11 protein-coding genes are annotated in these 17861 nt (G+C 73.1%); 1 reads left to right on the top strand and 10 read right to left on the bottom strand.

The genetic code is table 11. From position 1 onward, the window contains the following. Positions 1–193: 193 nt before the first annotated feature. From ACIPVB_RS04585 to ACIPVB_RS04540, 10 genes are all read right to left on the bottom strand, one after another. A complete protein-coding gene (locus tag ACIPVB_RS04585) occupies positions 194–1012 on the bottom strand; it encodes a hypothetical protein (protein ID WP_400367359.1) in 819 nt (272 codons plus the stop codon). After that, positions 1009–2622: a DUF5684 domain-containing protein gene (locus ACIPVB_RS04580; protein ID WP_400367358.1), complete on the bottom strand. Its 1614-nt coding sequence runs from the start codon at positions 2620–2622 to the stop codon at positions 1009–1011. Before ACIPVB_RS04580 ends, ACIPVB_RS04585 begins: the two co-directional genes overlap by 4 nt. Then, the gene (locus ACIPVB_RS04575; protein ID WP_400367357.1) at positions 2619–5036 is read right to left on the bottom strand and encodes a transglutaminaseTgpA domain-containing protein; all 2418 of its coding nucleotides are present in this window, start codon (positions 5034–5036) and stop codon (positions 2619–2621) included. Before ACIPVB_RS04575 ends, ACIPVB_RS04580 begins: the two co-directional genes overlap by 4 nt. A gap of 92 nt (positions 5037–5128) precedes the next feature. After that, a complete protein-coding gene (locus ACIPVB_RS04570; protein ID WP_400367356.1) occupies positions 5129–6505 on the bottom strand; it encodes a DUF58 domain-containing protein in 1377 nt (458 codons plus the stop codon). Between the two features lie 46 nt (positions 6506–6551). Continuing rightward, entirely contained in the window at positions 6552–7517 is a 966-nt protein-coding gene (locus tag ACIPVB_RS04565; protein WP_400367355.1) for an AAA family ATPase, read from the bottom strand. Positions 7518–7568: 51 nt separating this feature from the next. Next, positions 7569–13514, bottom strand: coding sequence for an Ig-like domain-containing protein (locus ACIPVB_RS04560; protein WP_400367354.1), 5946 nt, complete (start codon positions 13512–13514; stop codon positions 7569–7571). After that, positions 13511–14647 (bottom strand): serine/threonine-protein kinase, encoded by a 1137-nt coding sequence (locus ACIPVB_RS04555; protein WP_400367353.1) that lies wholly within the window; start codon positions 14645–14647, stop codon positions 13511–13513. The genes ACIPVB_RS04560 and ACIPVB_RS04555 overlap by 4 nt, the downstream gene beginning before the upstream one ends. Positions 14648–14750: 103 nt before the next feature. Then, positions 14751–15413, bottom strand: coding sequence for a spermidine/putrescine ABC transporter substrate-binding protein (locus ACIPVB_RS04550; RefSeq protein ID WP_400367352.1), 663 nt, complete (start codon positions 15411–15413; stop codon positions 14751–14753). 97 nt (positions 15414–15510) lie between these two features. After that, the gene (locus ACIPVB_RS04545) at positions 15511–15993 is read right to left on the bottom strand and encodes a hypothetical protein (protein WP_400367351.1); all 483 of its coding nucleotides are present in this window, start codon (positions 15991–15993) and stop codon (positions 15511–15513) included. 10 nt (positions 15994–16003) lie between these two features. Continuing rightward, entirely contained in the window at positions 16004–17128 is a 1125-nt protein-coding gene (locus ACIPVB_RS04540; RefSeq protein ID WP_400367350.1) for an ABC transporter, read from the bottom strand. 119 nt (positions 17129–17247) lie between these two features. Here ACIPVB_RS04540 and ACIPVB_RS04535 point away from each other — a divergent pair, with 119 nt between their 5' ends. Then, on the top strand, positions 17248–17832 hold the full coding sequence (locus ACIPVB_RS04535) for a hypothetical protein (RefSeq protein ID WP_400367349.1): 585 nt from the start codon (positions 17248–17250) through the stop codon (positions 17830–17832). Positions 17833–17861: the final 29 nt, after the last annotated feature.

Genomic DNA, 17861 nt, shown 5'->3' with positions numbered 1-17861 from the left:
TGTGGTGGATATGCCGTGGGGGTGACCTGTTCGCAGGTCATTCCCTGAGATGGTGCGAGCGTTGATCCGCGCGACTCGCCCGGAGGCACGACGCACGGCGCGCGTGAACGCACACCCGCCCCATGATACGCGGTTGCGCGGGGTGCGGCAAACGAGTCCGGCTGGGGATCTCTTCCGAGCCGGATGCCGTGTCTCAGGCGAGCAGGAGCATCAGGCAGGCCGTGGCGGCGGCGACCAGGGCCGCGGCCGTCACCACGACGATCGCCATCCGCCCGATCCCCCGCCGACGACGGGGACGGACGGGGGCCGGTCCGGTCCCGGGGCGCTCGGGGCGGGCCCGCGTCCGCGGGACGCGGACAGCCTCGTCCCGACGCGGCGCGTACGACTCGCGCGCGAGCGCGATCGGCGATCTCGGAAGTCGGGCGGCGTCGACGGGGGGTACCGCCGCCGCGGGCACGGACGACGACGACTGCCGGCGATGGCGGCGGCTTCCGGCCGCGGTGTCGGCGTCGATTCCCGCCGCAGACGCGTCGCGCGGACGCGTCGACTCCTCGATCGCAGGGCTCGCAGCGGGCGGGGAGACGCGTGATGCGGCGCCGCGGCGCGGGGCGGTGGTCTCGGCATCCTCGCCCCCGGGGCGCGAGGGCGTCGCGACCGGCCGGCGGCGCGGGCGGGCCGCCGTCTGCTCATCGGTGTCGGTCGGGACGGAGCTCACCGTGTCGTCGTCAGCCGCCTCACGGGCGGACAGGACCGTGTCATCACCCGGCTCGAACGGACGCGAAAGCACCGTGTCGTCATCAGCCGCCTCACGGGCGGACAGGACCGTGTCATCACCCGGCTCGAACGGACGCGAAAGCACCGTGTCGTCCCCAGCCGCCTCACGGGCGGACAGGACCGTGTCGTCGTCAGGATCGTCGGCAGGGGCCGGCGGCGGCGTGGGCCAGGCCCGCAGGCGACCGGCCCACAACGTGACGTCGTCGGGGTCGTCAGTGCGGTCGGAGGGTCCGCTCATGCCTCGCTCCGGGCCAGGCGCACCTCCGCGTCGCCCAGGAAGAACCGCTCCCCCGCCTCGATCTCTTCGCCCGGGGGCGCCTCGACCTCGGTGCCCATGAGGGTCGCGAACAGGACGCCGTTGGTGGAGTGCAGATCGGTCACGTACCAGGTGTCGCCGCGCAGTTCGAGGCGCGCGTGCGTCTTGGACACCGTTCGCGTGTCGTCGCTGATGGACACCAGCTGCGCGTCCGGGAAGGCGGCGTCCGGACCCGGCCGACGACCGAGGATGACGACGGAGGACATGAGGTCGATCGGGCCCCCGCTCGGCGGGACCAGCGCCCACGGGATCCGCTTCCGCCGCGTCACGACCGTGCGATCGAGCGCGTCGAAATCGTCCTCCGCCACGGCGGGGACCTCGGGCTGCGTGTACAGCGACGACACCGAGGTGCGCGCGGAGCGGGGGGAACCGGCATCCGGGGCCTCGGACACCGCCGAGACGGCCTCGGACGACTCGGGGAAGTCGTCACCCGGGTTCGGCAGCGGCGCACGGGACGCCGCCGCCGGCTCCGGAGCCGGGCGGGTCAGAGGGACCTCGGCGATGGGCGCATCGGCCGGTACGGACGTGGCCGATCGGCGCGGAGGCGTGACCCACGGGGCGACGACCTCGGCGGGCGCATCCGGATCGGCGCCGTCGCCGGACTCGGCGGGGGCGGTCCCCTGCCCCGCCGTCCGCGCCGGCGGCGTCTCGACCTGCGCCGGCGTCGTCGGGATCGCCCGGGTGGCCGGCTCGGGCTCGGACGGCGCCGGGGCCGCGGACGCAGAGGAATCGGCGCCCTCTTCGGGCGAGCGGTCGCGCAGAGCGTCGAGAACGTCGAACACCGAAGCCGCCGACGGCAGGGGCTCGGCCTCGGCACGGGAGGAGCGGCCCTCGTCGGCGCGCGGCGGCACCTGGGCGGGAGGCGCCCAGTCATGGCCGGACGGCACGGCGTCCGCGAGCGACCCGCTGGGCGCCGCGAAGGGCAGGACGACGGGCTCGGACACGGCGGCTGGCCGCGCGTCGGTGGGCGCGGCATCGTCGGGCCGCGCGAAACCGAGGTCCGCCAGGTCGGCGTGCGCACCCTCGGACCGCGACGGCTCGGACGGATCGGAGGTGACCGCGGGACCGGGCGTCCACCCGCCGATGAGCGGCACATAGGGGCCGTCGAATTCGCTGCGGCGGCGGATGGGCGCGGAATCCTCGTCGACCGATCCGGAGCGACGGATGCCACCCTCCCACCGCGCGGAGCCCCAGCCGAGGATGCTCGCCCACACCATCGGCAAGAGCGCCCCCACGACCGTCATGCCCGCGCCCGCGCCGAACGAGGTCGTGATGCGGTGCACCGCCACGATGAACACCGCGACGAACGCGATCAGACCGAAGATCGGGACGATGTTCAGCAGCACGAGCCACGGGGAGAAGCCGCCCAGGCCCAGGATCGTGGCGAGGTTGTAGACGGGGATCCACGCCTTCCACGCCGGCTCGCCCATCTTGCCGAAGAGAGCCGCCAGCGCGAGGGAGAACCACACGTAGAGCACGATCACGAGGGCGAACGACGTCGCCTGCAGAACCACCATTGTCGATTCGGTCATGTCGTGTCGCGACCCCCCGGTGCGGTGGGACGCTTCCCCCTCTCGTCGCGATGCGGCGTCCCCCGCCGCGAACGGCGCGGGGCGAGGAACCGCAGGAACGATCTCAACGATAGGGCCGCGCGCACGCGGTGCCAGAAGCCTCGCTGGCGCGCCATCGTACGTCGCTCGTCGTCGACGATGCGCCAGAACTGCGCGACCTCGTCGGCGTCGACCTCCCGGGTCGAGAACACGGCCCGGTCGGCGTCGTCGGCGAGACGCGTGCCCGCGGGCGTGGCGAACGCCGCCGCGACCTCTCGGCGCGTCGGGGAGCGCGGCACGGAACGACCGGAATCCACTCCGGCGTCGACGTACTCCTCCCACCCGCCGGCGATCGCCGCACGCGGATCCGGATCGCGGCGCCGACCGCGCCGGCGGAGCACCTTGACCACGACGACCGCGAGGAACGGGCCGCCCAGGATGAGCAGGATCGACAGCGCGAGCCCCACGACGCGCAGAGCCGCCCACAGCCCCGCCAGATCGAGGCCGTCGTCCGTGCGCGCGTCGTCGTCGAGGGAGTTGTCCTCCTGCACCGGCTCGGGCGGGACGACCTCGTCCACCGTGTTCGGGCGGACCTCGGTGACGTTCTCGGGATCCTGCTGCTGCGTGACCTCGAGACTGGGCGACTTCTCCCACTGCGGGGTGACGTCGATGGCACTCCAGCGTCCGTCCGCGCCGCGCACCTCGGTCCACGCGCTCAGGTCGCGGGCCCGGCACTCCCCCGCGTCGCAGGCGGCGAGAGATGGATCCGTCGACGTCAGGCGAGCGCCGACGACCACCCGGGCGGGAAACCCCAGCTCGCGCGCGATGAGCGCGGTGGCGACCGCGAACTGCTCGTCGTCCCCGACCGCGGCGACGAAATTGTCGGACGCCTCCGCACGAGGGTCGTCCTCGCGCTCGAGGAGTCGCTCGAACATGCGGTCGATGCGCGCGACCGAGTGACCCGACGCGCTCGGCTGCAGCTGGTAGCCGGGGAGATCCGCCGTCCACGCCGGGGGCGCCGCGCCCTCGGGGGCGAGGCTGTGGCTGAGGTAACCCCGCTCGCGGAGGAGCTGGACCAGAGCCTGCAGCGCAGCACCGTCCGAGCCGGTGGCGTGCTCCTCGACCCACCGCCGCAGGTTGTCGCCGCCGGCCACGCCCGTCCGGTCGCCGGGCGGACGCATCGCCGCCACATCCGCACTCGGGGGCTCCACCGCCGACAGACGGTAGGCGTCGCCGGACTCGAGGCCGCCATCGGCGATCTGCACCCCCGCCTCGGCGTCGGCGCTGTAGTAGAAGCGGTCGGTGAGGGCCGCGCTGCGCTCCCCCTCGAAGGCCGCCGACGACAGCCGGCCGGCGGTCGGCATCCAGATGCCGCCCAGATCGACGATGTCGATGTCGGCGCGGACGGCGCGACCGTCCCCGGCGTCGCGCGACGACGGCAGCCGGACGAAGCCGCCGGCTTCGTCGCCGGAAGCCCGGAAGACCTCGCCGTCATACGCGTCGAGCGTCGCGATGCGGATGCGTTCGGGCAGGGCGTCGCCGCCGCTCACCCGGAACAGGACGTCGTCCGCCCGCGCGTCCGAGAACATCGACCGATACTCCGAGAGGGGGCTGACGGCCTCGGCGATCAGCCGCTGCGGACCCGCCGCCGAGCGCAGGACCTGACGGTCCGCGTCGCGTGCCAGGGAAGGGACCACCGCCACCGTCAGGACGACGGCCACGATCAGCATCGCGGCCCCCAGGGCGTGACGGCGCCGATTCGTGGCCGACGAGCCGCGTCCGACGGTGACGGACGACACCTCGCTCGCACGCGTCAGGGCGCGACCGCGTTCTTCGCGCGCACGCCAGGACAGCCACAACACGGCGGCGAGGAGGGCTCCCAATCCGACCGCCGTCTCGACCGGCGCGGACAGGACGACGGGGCCGAGGACGAATGGCGAACTGGTCACGGAGCGTCCGAAGAAGAGACCGAAGCCGATCATCGTCAGCCCCGGGACGACCGCCGCCACCGCGCGTCGGTCGGCGCGCAGGGCGAAGGACGAGGTGAGCGCGGTACCCACGAGGAAGACGACCAGGGCGGGCACGAGCAGGTTGCGGTAGGCGCCCACCGGGAGATCGACCGTGACGAGGTCCTTCCACGCTACGAGAAGTCCGCCGAACGACTCGCCGAGACCACGAGCGACGTCCAGGGGCGAGGTCAGCCGCGACGGCACCGCAAGGGGGACGCACAGCAGGGCGAAGGCCACGAGGAGCCCGCCCGCGAGGGTCCACCCGCTCCACCGCCGCCATGCCACGAAGGCGGCCCAACCCGCGCCCGCCAGCGACGCGACGACGACGAGCACGATGAACGCGGTCGTGGCATACACCGGCCAGGCCGCGACCGCCGCGAGGAGCACGCACGCCGCGGTGTACACCGCTGCCGCGCTCCGGCGCGACCGCGCGGAGGGATCGTGCCGCCGGACCACTCGGCGCGGATCGCGACGGGCGCTCACGCCGTCGCCCCGCGCACGAGCAGACCCGAGAGGTCGTCGAGTGTGCCGATGGTCAGCACGGTCAGACCGGCGACGCTCTGCATGCGCGGGTGAGCGCGCTCGTCGCAGATCACCGTGGCGACGGCGGTGTCGGCGGGGAAGGCGAGCGCGGCCTGCCTGAGCCGCGTCAGGGGAACGGCCGAACCGACGACGACGAACGCGATGGACAGGCGCTCGTTCGCCTCGGATGCGAGGCGGCACACGTCTTCGACCGACATGGTGTTGTCGTGGCGGTCCAGGGCGCTGAAGCCGTCGAGCATCGCCCGCGGAGACACGACCGGCACGTGGCGGATGGCTCGGAGCCGCCCTTTGACCACCCGCGGGATCTCGGAGCCGGCGACGACGTCGATGTCGCGGGCGTCGCGCACCGCGCGCAGCCCCAGCGAGGCCGCCGCCGACACCGCGAGCTCGTACTCCTCGGCATCCGCGTACTCCGACGACGCGGCGGCGAGCACCACGGCCATGCGCGAGCGCCGCGACTCCTCGTACTGACGCACCATCAGGCGGCCGGTCTTCGCCGTCGACTTCCAGTGCACCTGTCGTCGCGAATCGCCGGGGACGTACTCGCGGATGGCATGGAACGACATGTCGGCGTCCACCAGCCGACGCGTCGCGTTGCCCTCGAGGTCGCGGACCAAGCCCGCGCTGGTCGACGGAAGGGCGACGGTGCGCGGGTGGACGTAGAGGTCGTGCACATCGTCGAAGGCGTGTTCGCGCCGGAGCAGACCGACCGGATCGCTGCGCACGGTGGTGACGGGCCCGACACGCACCACCCCGCGCGGAAGCGGCGGTATCACGAGCGGTTCGGTCGCCACCTGACCGGGCCGAAGGAACGGCACCCCGAACTCGACGAGGCCCCGTCCGACGGGGATGTCCAGCCGCCCCGGAAGAGCGGCGCGGGTGCCGTCGTTGCGCACCACGATCTCGCCGGTGACGCCCGTGCCCGCCACGACACGCTCGTGGGCGAGGGCGAGGGCGACGTCGTACGAACGCGCGCCGAAGAGGAACGGCACGCTCATCGCGAGCAGAACGAGCGCCGCCGTGCCCGCGACCATCCACTCCACCCACCCGAAGAGGAGCCCGGACAGCAGCCCGATGCTCGCCGCGACGGCGACGACCGCACCCGCGGGCCGGATCGTCCTCCCCGCCCACCGCACCCCCGCGGTCACCGCTGCGCGGATGACGCGCCACATCTCGGCGAGTCGCACCACGGCCCGGACGATGCGGCGTTGACGCCGCACGGACGTCGAGGTGATCGACGTGCGCGAGCCGGTGCGGAAGGTGCCGGCCGACGTGCGCGTCAGGCGCGACTCGGTCAGGTTCACATCGGGCACCGCGCACCTCCCGGCGGCGGCGCGGACGTCGAGCGAAGCTCCACGCTCACGCGCTCTCGCGCTGCGTGGGCGGCAGGGTGTCGAGCAGCACCTGCCCGATGACGGCCTCCTGGGTCACACCGTCGAACTCCGCCTCGGGGTGCAGGATCAGGCGGTGCGCGAGCACCGCGACGGCGAGCGCCTTGACGTCGTCGGGGGTGGCGTACGTACGGCCCTGCGACGCCGCCCGCGCGCGTGTCGCGCGCGTGAGCGCGAGTGCTCCGCGGATGCTGACGCCGAGGCGGACCTCGTCGGCCGTGCGGGTGGCATCCACCAGACGGGCGATGTAATCGAGCACGAGGGCGTCGACGTAGACGGATGCCGCGAGGTCGGCCATCCCCACCATCGCCTGCGGCGTGATGATCGGGCGCAGCTCGGCGGTGGCGACGGCGGCGCCGTCGAGGATGCGCACGGTCGCGGCGTGGTCGGGGTAGCCCAGCGAGGTGCGCAGGAGGAACCGATCGAGTTGCGCCTCGGGCAGACGGTACGTGCCCGCCTGCTCGACGGGGTTCTGGGTCGCCAGGACGAGGAACGGAACGCCGACCTCGCGGGAGACTCCGTCGATGGTGACCCGGCCCTCCTCCATCACCTCGAGCAGCGCCGATTGGGTCTTGGGGCTGGCCCGGTTGATCTCGTCGGCGAGGACGATGTTGGCGAAGATCGGTCCGGTGTGGAACTCGAACGCGCCCGTCTTCTGGTCGTAGACGGTGATGCCCGTGATGTCGCCGGGGAGCAGATCCGGCGTGAACTGGATGCGGGTGTTGGTGCCCTGCACGGACTGGGCCACCGCGCGGGCCAGGGACGTCTTGCCCGTTCCCGGGACGTCTTCGAGCAGCACGTGGCCGTCGCTGAGCATCGCGGTCAGAACGAGCTCGACGACGTGGCGTTTGCCGAGGACAGCGCGCTCGACGTTGTCGGCGATCTGCGAGAAGGTCTGGGAGAACCAGGTGGCCTGCTCCTGGGTGATCGTCATGTCGAATCCTTCGAGGGCGTGTGTCGGGGATGGTCGGCGAGGAGCCGGGGCTCAGGATGCCGGGGTGCCGGGCGTGCAGGTGCCGGACAACGTCGAGGTGGCCGTGTCGAGGTTCCAGCCCTGCGCCGACCAGTCCACGCTGACGCCGATGTTCTCGACCCGGGTGGCGCCGGCGGGGACCAGGGTGGGGTTGTCCGCGTTCCTGGGCAGTTCGGCGCCGTTCTCGTCTCGGTAGCGCACGTTGTCGTAGGTGAACGCGAAGGTCGCGCGGTCTCCGGCCGAGGAACCGTCGGCACGCAGGGTTCCGCCGGCCTCGCAGCTGCCGAGCACCCACCGCGCCTGCACCTGGTAGGGGGCGCTGCCGCTCGCGGGGGTCACGGAACCCCGCTGCGACTCGGTGCCCCAGACCTGGTGCTTGAAGTAGACCTTGATCCCGGGATCGCGGTCGAAGACGCTGCTGGTCTTGCCGTCCCAGCCTTCGTAGAGCACGTCGTTGCGGCGAGGTGCGGCGTCGCCCTCGTCGATCTCGGCGATGCGCCAGCGTGCCACGCCCTGGGCGTCGTCGACGCTCGGACGCGAGCCGACGGTGAAGGTGTAGCCCTTCGGCGCCTCTTTGCTCTGCGACGCGTCGACCTGCTGATCGAGCGCGACCTCGCCGAACGATCGACCGTCGAAGAACGATTCGGCGCACATCGTGTAGGTGTATGTGTCGCCGTCGCGCACCTTGGCGAACTGCTGCACGTCTCCGCCCGTCTTCGGGTTGCAGATGCGTCCCTCGGGGACGATGTCGAACCGCATCTCGCTGCCGGTGCCGTTCTGCTGGGCGGTCGCACGCGCGTCGATCGTCGCCGTCCCGTCGCCGTTCGACGTCGAGGTGAGGGTCAACGTCGGGTTGATCGGCGCACCCACGCCGTGCGCGCTGCCGACCAGCTCGCTGCCGTTCGCCGCACCCCCCAGGCCCGGCGGCGTCGAGAAGCGCGAGATCGGCTTGACGGTGATGCTCGTGGCGGAGTTGGAGCCCACGGTGAACCGGCGTACCTGCACGGTGTCTTGGTTTCGGCCGACGTTGACCCGGATCTTGTCCCCGACCGGGCTGGAGATCTCGAGTGTGCCGGTCTCGGCGCTGTCGACGCCCGTGACGACGAGATCCGCGACCCCGCCCTCTCCGTTCGTCTGCACGGGGGTGAAGGTCAGCGCGCCGGGCCTGTTCGGGGAGCGGTAGGCCCACCCCGTGGTGCGCACTGCGCCCCGGGACTCGCCCACGCCGTTGACGGCGGTGACGACGTAGTCGCGCTGTTCGCCGTTCGGCGCGGAGAAGGGCGGGCACGACCCGTCCGACGAGCACTGGCCGACGACCTGGCCGCCCGATCGGACGGTGAAGCCCGAGAGACCCGGATATGCGCGCCGGGACTCGCCCGGGTCGACGCGCAGGGTGACCGTGCCGTCGCCGAACGCGGTCTGGCGCACGCTCGCCGGGGGGCGCGGGTAGCCGAGCAGATCGAGCACGACGCGAGCGTCGCGGGTGGCGGCGGTGGTGCGTCCCTGCGCATCGCGGAGGGTCACGCTGGCGCTGCAGGTGGCGCCCGGAGCGTCGTCGTTCCACGAGGCCAGGACGCCCGAGGTCGACGCGACCGAGAAGTCGACGCCGGCGCAGCTCGCGGTGGGGCGCACGGCGACCACCTCGAGAGGGGTGCGCGGCAGCGGGTTCACCTCGCCGCCGGCGCCGACGACGCCGATCGAACAGCTCGACCCCGACGCCTGCGAGCACTGCGCCGACGTGGTGCCGCCCTGCGGAAGGGTCGACGGCGCCGACCCGACCCGCAGCACGAGTCGAGCCGGGGCGACGGCGTTGTGGCTGGTGACCGAGACGACCGCGGCGTTCTCGGTCCCCGGCACGGCGCGGTCGCTGCCCGTGACCGTGACGGTCGAGCCATCGAGTGACACGGCGAAGGCGGAACCCGAGTACTCCATCGCGTAGCGGATGCCGGCCCAGTCCTCGCGCCCGAGCTGCCACGAGGTCATGTTGCGCAGGTCGAAGCTCGCCGTCTCGCCCGGTCCGACCGTCAGGGCACCCGGACGCAGCTCGGGCTGGGGATCACGCGCGACGACACCGATCGGCACCGACAGCACGGTCCACTCCTCGCTGCCGGTCACCCGCACGGGGACGCGGCACGCGTCGGTGTACGGCGAGCCCGCACCGGCGTCGTAGGTCACGACCGACCCCGCGACCGAGCAGCGCCCCTCGGCCCGGACGCCGCTGGCCCCGACGTCGGCCCCGACCTCGAGCGTCGCACGACGGGGGACGGCGACCAGGGATGCCATGTCGAAGGCGACCGACGCGAGCTCGTCGACGCGCTGGGCCGCGCCCGGGCGCAGGGCGAGGGTCAGGTCGTCGTCGCCGGGCACGCGCAGGAACGCGTAGGTGGTCACGACGGCGTCTCCGATCCGCCCGGTGACGGCGAAGGGGATGACCCGTCGCGCGGCCGGGAGTGCTCCCGAGATGCGACGGCCGTCGAGGGTGAGATCGGTGGGGTCGCCCCACAGCGACACGTCGAGGTCGGCCACCTCGCCGCCCGACCACGTGGCCCGCCCCGCGATGACATCGACGCCGGTGGCGAAGTCGTCCCGGGTCTCGGCGGTGAGCACGGTGTCCGTGACCACCGGGTAGTCCGGGACGCTCTCGCGCACCACCTTGACGACCACGAGCCCGCGGCCCGTGTTGCCCGAGTCGGACTCGACGTCGTAGAGGAACGACATGGTGCCCGGCTGCTCCCCCGCACGCAGTACCACCCCGGTGTCGGTGACGGCGTCGATGAAGCCGTTCAGACGCGCGAACTCGGGGTTGTCGCTGCCGTCGACCAGCGTCTCGGGCAGGTCCGGACGCACGTCCGTCAGCGTCAGACGGCCCTGCGTCGGATCGATGTCGTTGGCGAGAGGGCTGACCCTGATGGTACGGTCGGCGCCCGCCTGGACCTGGACGTAGTCGGTGAAGGTGATCGGACTCGGGTTCGCCTCGGCATCCAGGACCCCGATGCGTACCGTGCCCTCTCCGGTGGTCCCGGAGGAGTCGGAGACGCGGTAGCGGAAGGTGACCTGGCCGCGGTCGCCGGGGATCGAGGTGTACAGGATCGCGGAGCCGTCGGGAGAGAGGGAGGCTGTGCCCCGATCGGGCTGCGCGGCGATGCGATCGAGGGTGACGGCGTCGCCGTCGGGGTCGACGCCGAAGCCCTCGAAATCGATCGAGGTGGTTCCGCCGCTGAGGACCCGCCCCTCGAGGGTGTCGGGCAGGGGGGCCCGGTTCGCGTCGCCGCCGAGGACGGTGATGCGCACCGTCGCCTCGTCCCACAGGCCGGGGGTCCCGGTCGTGTAGACGCGGTACGTGACCTCGTACGCGCCCGGAGCGGTGGGGGCGAGGTAGCGCAGCACTCCACCGGAGGCGAAGGCGAGGGCGTCGCTCGCCGGGAGGGCCTGGACGCTCGACGGGTCGAGCGTGGGACGGCCGCCGGCGGGAGAGAGGTCGTTGTCGAGCACCGGGATGTCGACCTGCGCGCCCGCGCGGACCGTGACCGTGTCATCGACCGCGATCGGTGCGATCTCGGGGGCCGGCGGAAGAAGATAGACGGTGGCCTCTCCGACCACCCGTGATCCGGCGTCGTCGGTGCCGTCCGAGACGGTGTAGGCGACGGTGCCGAGCAGTCCGGCCGCGCCGTCCGGCGTGCTGCCGGAGACGCGGAGGTCGTTCTGACCGACCGTGTCGACCGTCAGCGAGGCGCCGTCCTCGGCCGCGGCGGCGACATCGCTGAGCAGGAGCACGCGCCCGGTGGGGTTGGACACCGCACTGAAGACGTCGAGCGTGGCGTCCTCTTGCGGACGGACGAACGCCACGACCGGCGCCGTCGACAGCTGCGCCGGCGCATCGCCGGGCAGCATAGTGATGCGGGCCGTGCCGTTGGCGTCACGGCCGCCGGCGTTGACGGTGAAGTCGACACGGTAGACCCCCGCCTGCGACGCGGTGAAGTCGAAGGTCGTGCTGGCGCCGACCACCGTCGCGGTGGCGTCGGCGTCGTCGAGCACGCGCACCGAGGTCAACGAGACGTCGCCCGCGGTGCCCGTGACGTGCGGGCCCACGTCGACGGTCAGCGAGGAGCCGACGGTGTCGATCGCGGCGAAGGACTGCACGGTCAGCCCGGGGTCGGGGGCGACGCGCACGACGAGGGCCTTCGTCGCGACCGCGCCGCGGGTGTCGGCCACCGTCACGTCGAGCTGGACGTTCTGCTCCCCGCCCGAGCCGTCGTCCGCGTGCTGATAGACGACCTCACCGCCCGGGGTCGCCGCGACGGTACCGACTCCTCCGGGGTTGTCGACAGACAGCAGGAGCAGGGGGTCGCCGTCCGGGTCGACCCAACCGGGGAGCACCGGAATCGTGACCGTGCCGCCGCGCGCGACCTCGGGGGTCGGCCAGGGCTGGAGGCACTTCTCGACCCCGCACCAGACGGGTGCGGCGTTGGCGCCGTCGGAGGAGACGGTCAGGGTGACGGTCGTGGGGGCCGAGGTCAGCCCGTCGGCGGCCGTTCCGTCGGTGACCGTGTACCCGAAGGTCGCCGCGCCGGTCGCCCCGGGCGCGACGCGCACCGCCAGGCGCTGCCCCGAGTCGGTGACCGAGAGCGTGCCGAACCCGGGGTCGAGGCCCGTCACGCTCTCGGCGACGATGCTGAGGACGTCCTCGTTGGGGTCGTGGTCGTTCAGCAGGACGGGGAGCGTGGTCAGCCGGCCCGGGCGCACGCCGAACGCATCGGGTTCGGCGATCGGGGGCTTCGGGTCGAGGACGACGCTGAGCTGCTCGTCGCTCTGCACCGCCGTCTGCTCGGTGCGGTCGTCGAGAGACCAGTTCTGACTGGATGCCACGAGGGCACCATCCGGCACCGTCCACACCCAGCCGGTGCGCGTCTCGTTGAGGATGACCGCGTGATCAGTCGCGACGAAGACGGGCCGGCGCTGGTCGGGCATGGTCGCGCCGGCGTAGTCGAGACCGGTCTCTCCGCTGTCGGAGCGCCACAGGGTGCCTCGGGAGTCGCCCGGCAGCAACCAGGCGGCGTAGCCGACCCCCCGGTGCGTCAACGGTCGCGCGGGTTGCCCGAGGACGTTCCCGCCGCCGCCGACCTCGCGGCGCGGCTCGGAGCCGTCGACCGGGATGCTCCACAGCGACTGATCGTCGGCGACGTAGACGTCCCGCGCGTCCGGGTCGGCGTCGCCCACGACGACCTGGTCGCCCGTATCGATCGTCACGGGGTCTTCGCCGCGCACCCAGACGCGACCGGCATCGGCGTCGACGAGCACCCACCGGTCGCCCGCGGCCGAGAGGACGGGAGAGGCGACGTCGACCTGGAGGGCGTCGCGCCCGCGCAGCTCGTCGGCCTCGAGGTCGTAGCGGATGACGGAACCGTCGGCCGACGAGTAGGCGAAGAGCATGCCTCGTTCATCGAGCGCGATGGCCTCCGCGGTGTACGACGGCACGTCGTCGTCGCCGGCCGTGTCGAAGGGGTCGAGCTCGCTTGCCGCCTGTCCCGCGCGGCTCAAGCGACTGCCGAAGAGCGTGCCGGTGTCGGTGCGGTAGACGGCGTAGTCGCCCGCCGTGGCGACGGACGTCGTCCCGGGCGGTGTGTCGGGTGCGGATTCGAGCTGCTCCTGCTGCAGGTCGACCGGCTGGGCCTCGTCGATGCGCGTGAGCTTGCTGAAGCTGTCGGTGAAGAGGTAGGCCCCGTCGCTCCCCTGTGCGACCTGGCTCGGGTTGCCGGCGGTGCGGACGGTGTCGAGTTCGCCCACCGTGGTGTTCACGCGGGCGTAACGCTGGCCGTCGCCGGTCTGCAGCGCCCAGACCGAGGTGTCGACCTCGGGGGTCTGCTGCGCGTCGAGACCGGGCCACACGACGCTCGCGGTGACGACGAGAGCCGCGGTCGCCAGGCTCGCGGCGAGTCCCGCGACGGTGCGCCGCCTCATCGCAGCACCCCCGTCGCCACCAGGGCCGCCACGACCACGGCACCGGCCGTCACCACGGTCGCCGAGGCGAGCACCCACGGCAGCACCGGGGATCCCGACACCGCGGGAGCGGCGATGTCGGTGTCTTCGTCGCGGGCGTAGCCGGCCATGCCGGACGGGTCGCGCAGCTTGCGGGCGCCCTCTCGCTCGATGCGCGAGCGGACGGGACCGCGCAGCGTGCCGTCGGCGAAATCGACGGAGCGGGCGGCGGGAGCCCACTCGGCCGCCGGCACCTCGAGCGGGGTCGCCGCCAGGCCCGCCTCGGTCTGCACCGCCTGCAGGGCCTCGCCGAACGCACGAGCGCTCGGATAGCGCTGTGCGGGGTCGCGCGACATCGCCGTCGCCAGCACGCTCTGCAATCCCGCCGGCACGTCGGCGCGCGGGAGGGCGGTGTACGAGGCACGGGCGATCCGGCGGCGCAGTTGCTCGCGGGAATTCTGGCCCTTCTCGCGCCGCTCGAACGGGCTCTGGCCCGCCAGCAGCGAGTAGACGGTGGCGCCCAGGCTCCACACCTCGCTGGCGACGGTGCCGGCGGTCTGCTCGGCCACGACCTCGGGCGCGCTCCACGGCACCGACATCGCCAGCATCTCGTCGGCGCCCTGGCGCACCAGCGACGACGAGATGCCGAAGTCTGCCAGGACGGGCGCCCCGAACGTCGTCACGAGGATGTTGCTGGGCTTGACGTCGCGGTGGATGAGACCGGCGTGGTGGGCGGACTCGAGCGCCCCCGACATGCGTACGCCGATCGAGAGCACCTCGGCGACCGGCATCCGTTCGACGCGGTACCGCTGAGCGAGGGAGCCGGGGCAGAACTCCATCACGATGTAGGGCCGACCGTCCGCCGAGATGCCGGCCTGATACACCGTGACGATCGAGGGATGCGCGGACAGGTGTGCGAGGACGTCGGCCTCGGCGTTGAACATGCGCAGCAGATCGGGGTCGCGCACGTTGCTGGGCAGGACCTTGACCGCGACGTCGCGGCGGGGCATGTCCTGCCCGTAGAGGAAGACGTCGGCGAAACCGCCCGACCCGAGGGGCCGGATGTACGCCAACCCGGGCAGGATGGGCGGCGACGACGGAAGCCGCTGCGGCATCGAGCCCCCTCCCTCGGACGACGTGTCCGCGACGCGACGAGCGGACAACCCGTCGATGCTAACAAAAGCCCCTGGCGCGCCCGTGCGCCTGGGGAGTCGGGGATCAGGATGCCGGTGGCTCCGCCTCCCGCGGATCGAAGGGGGCGTCGAGGGACCGGGTGAGGTCGTCCAGCATCGCGGCGATCTGCGGCTCGACGTATTCGGCGACGGCCGCCTGGATGCGCAGACGGTGGTGCAGCAGGATGGTGCAGATCTCGCGGCCGATCATGTTGGCGTAGTCGTCGGCGAGCCCGACCTCCTGGCGCAAGGCCGCCTTCGCGGCATCCGTCAGCGGAGGCAGGGCCGGGATCTCGGCGTCCTCCTCGGCCGCGAGACCCGACAACGTGAAGAGGAAGGGCGCCCCCGGCTCGGGGTCGGGATCGAGCGGCATCCCCTCGAATTCGGGCTCGAGGCCCTCGGCCGGGCGGTACGACCGCCGGCGGTTGCGCTCGGCCTGTTGGTCCAGCTCGGCCTGCAGCGTGGGGAGGTTCCGGGCCGTGTAGTCGGCGACCGCGTGGTCGACGATCCCCTTCACCCGGGTCGACAGTCCGTGCTGCACGCCGTGCGGAACGTCGGCCCCCAGGCCCGCGGCCGAGAGCACCGGCGACCCGAAGCACCGACGGCAGGGGGCGACGCGACCGCGGTGATGGGCGGGTTCCCAGCGCGGCAACCAGCGCAGCCAGGCGTCCACCGCCTGACCGACCTGGCTCTCGAGCGACCGCTCCACCCCTCTACGCTAGCCCGACACGCCCGGGAAGACGGGGATGCCGGGGCCACCGGCACGTCGCGCCGGTCACCCCGCGAACACCGGCACGCGGCCGGGGTCAGGGCTCGGGCTCCTCGTCCTCCCACCGCCACCGCGGACCGCTCGAACGCGAACGAACCAGGAACACCCCCAGCAGACCCGCCACGAGGGCGGCGAGCGCCACGACGGGGCCCGCGAAGCCGAGGGCGACGCTCCCGGACGCGGAGATCCCGCGCGCGAGGTCCGCCCCGCTGACGAGGGCGCCGACGACGACACCGACGACCTCGCCGACATAGGCCCCGATCGCGCAGGGGACCGCCGTCAGGTACCCCGGCGGGTCGGCGCGCAGCCCCCACCACAGCACACCGGCGAAGGCGGCGAGCGCCCCCAGCTGACCGATCACGCCGGGGATGGGGCCCAGTCCGCGCACGGGGATGACGTCGGCGTCGAGGACGAGGCTCGTCACCCCCAGCGTCGCGATGGACAGGGCGATGAACGTCACCGCCGCGAAGACCACCGCGACCGGCGGGGTGACCCCCGCCGGTCGCGGCTCGTTCGTCATGTCGTCGGTCTCAGCGCTGCGAGAGCTGAGGACCCGCCTCGAGGGTGCGCTCGTACTCCCGCTGCGCCTCGGCGTTGATCTCGGTCACGCGGCGACCACGGGCGGACACCCAGGCGCCGAACCAGATGGTGAGCTCGCGGCCGAGGACGAAGGCGACGATCGCGAGGGGTGCCAGCACGTTGTCCTGCAGCAGTTCGAGGGACTGGCGAGCCGTGACCATCCAGAACGGGGCCGCGAGCAGGACCCCCAGCAGGTGCCCGGCCCATGCGACCACACCCACCATCAGACCCCAGACGACCCAGTGGCCCCAGCGCCCACGGTTGATGAGGGCGCCCAGGAACCAGAAGCCGAGGTAGAAGGCCACGGTGGGCACCCACAGGCCCCACGTGGTCAGTGCCGACAGTGCCGCCTGGCCCAGGTCGGCCACCCGGACGTCGCCGGTGAGCAGTCCCAGTCCCAGCGTGGCCGCCAGGTAGAGCACCGCGAACGACACGGCGGCGAGCAGACCGATCGCGCCCGCCGCGCCGCGGTTGCCGCGCGGGCGCGGCGCCTCGGGGGCCTGCACGAAGATCGGCTGGGCCCCGCTGTAGGCGCGCGTCGGCTCGTCGTGGGTCGAGGCGGCGGCCGCCGCGCCCCCGGCGCCGGCGGCCGCGGCACCCGCGACGGGCGAGACGGCGGTGCGGGCGTCGTCGTGCGCAGCGGTCTCGTGACGCGGGGCGTCGAAACCGTTCGCGCGCGGCTCTTCGCGCGGGGCGTCGTCGTGTGCGGGCTCGGCGGAAGCGGCGTACGCGGCCCACCGGGCGTCCTCGTCGTCCAGATCGGTCGACGCCGTCCCCACCGCGGTCGCGGCGCTGCGCGGCTCGACGGGCGACGCGTCGTGCACGACCGGTGCGGCGTGCTCGCGACGCTCTGCGACCGCGGCCTCGCCCCGGCGCTCGTGCTCCTCGCGCTCGTCCCAGGCGGCTTCGGCGGCCTGGGGGTCGACCGCGTCACGGCGCGCCGCCTCGGCGTCGGCGAGGCCCTCGCGGGCGCGACCGACCACGTCGTGCTCTTCGTTGCGGGGCTCGGCGACGGGGTCGCCGTACGAGTCCTTGGGTTCAGCGACGGGGTCGCCGTACGACTGGTGGTCGCTCATGGGGTCTCCTCACGCGGTGCTAGCGGCGCAAGGCTATCCCGCGAACGGCGGCCGATCGCGGAGGCGTGCCGTCACATCTGCGTCTCGACCGTGTCGGCGGCGCACCTTAGGGTGTTCCCATGGCCCGTCCCCCGCTTCGCACGTCGGCCGCGGTCGCCCTCGTCGGCCTGTCCGCGATCGCCCTGAGCGCGTGCGCCCCCGCCGCGGACGACGCGGCCCCCGCACCCTCGCCACCGGTCGTGTCGACCAGCCCGACACCCATCCCGACCATCACGCAGACCCCCACGGCCGTCCGCCTGCCCGCCGACTGCAAGGCGATGCTGTCGACGGACGTGCTCGCGCAGCTCGGCTCCACTCCGCTGAACGATCCGTCGCTCGGCCCCTCGGGCGTCCAGCCGGACGGCTCGCTCATCTGCATCTGGCGCGATCCCGCAGCCGACACGACGGGCTTGGTCACGACGATCTCGCGCATGGACCGCGGGCCCGCGCTCGACATGCTCAACGAGCTCGTCACCACCCAGGGCTTCAGTTGCTACACCCCCGACGCGGGCACGCGCTGCGAGAAGACCTGGATCAACGACACCTACCCCGTCAACGACGGCCGCACCCTCTACTGGCGCGACGATGTGCTCATCGACACGCAGTACTCCAACCTCGCCCCCACCGGCTACACCGGCAGCATCATCTCGGCCATCTTCGGCTGACCGTGCGGGCCCGGGCCGCACGGCTCGGT

The sequence above is a fragment of the Microbacterium sp. NPDC090007 genome, from assembly GCF_044748345.1.
Lineage (GTDB): Bacteria > Actinomycetota > Actinomycetes > Actinomycetales > Microbacteriaceae > Microbacterium.
Note: the sequence above shows the minus strand (reverse complement) of the source record. Positions and strands in the feature narration are given on the sequence as shown.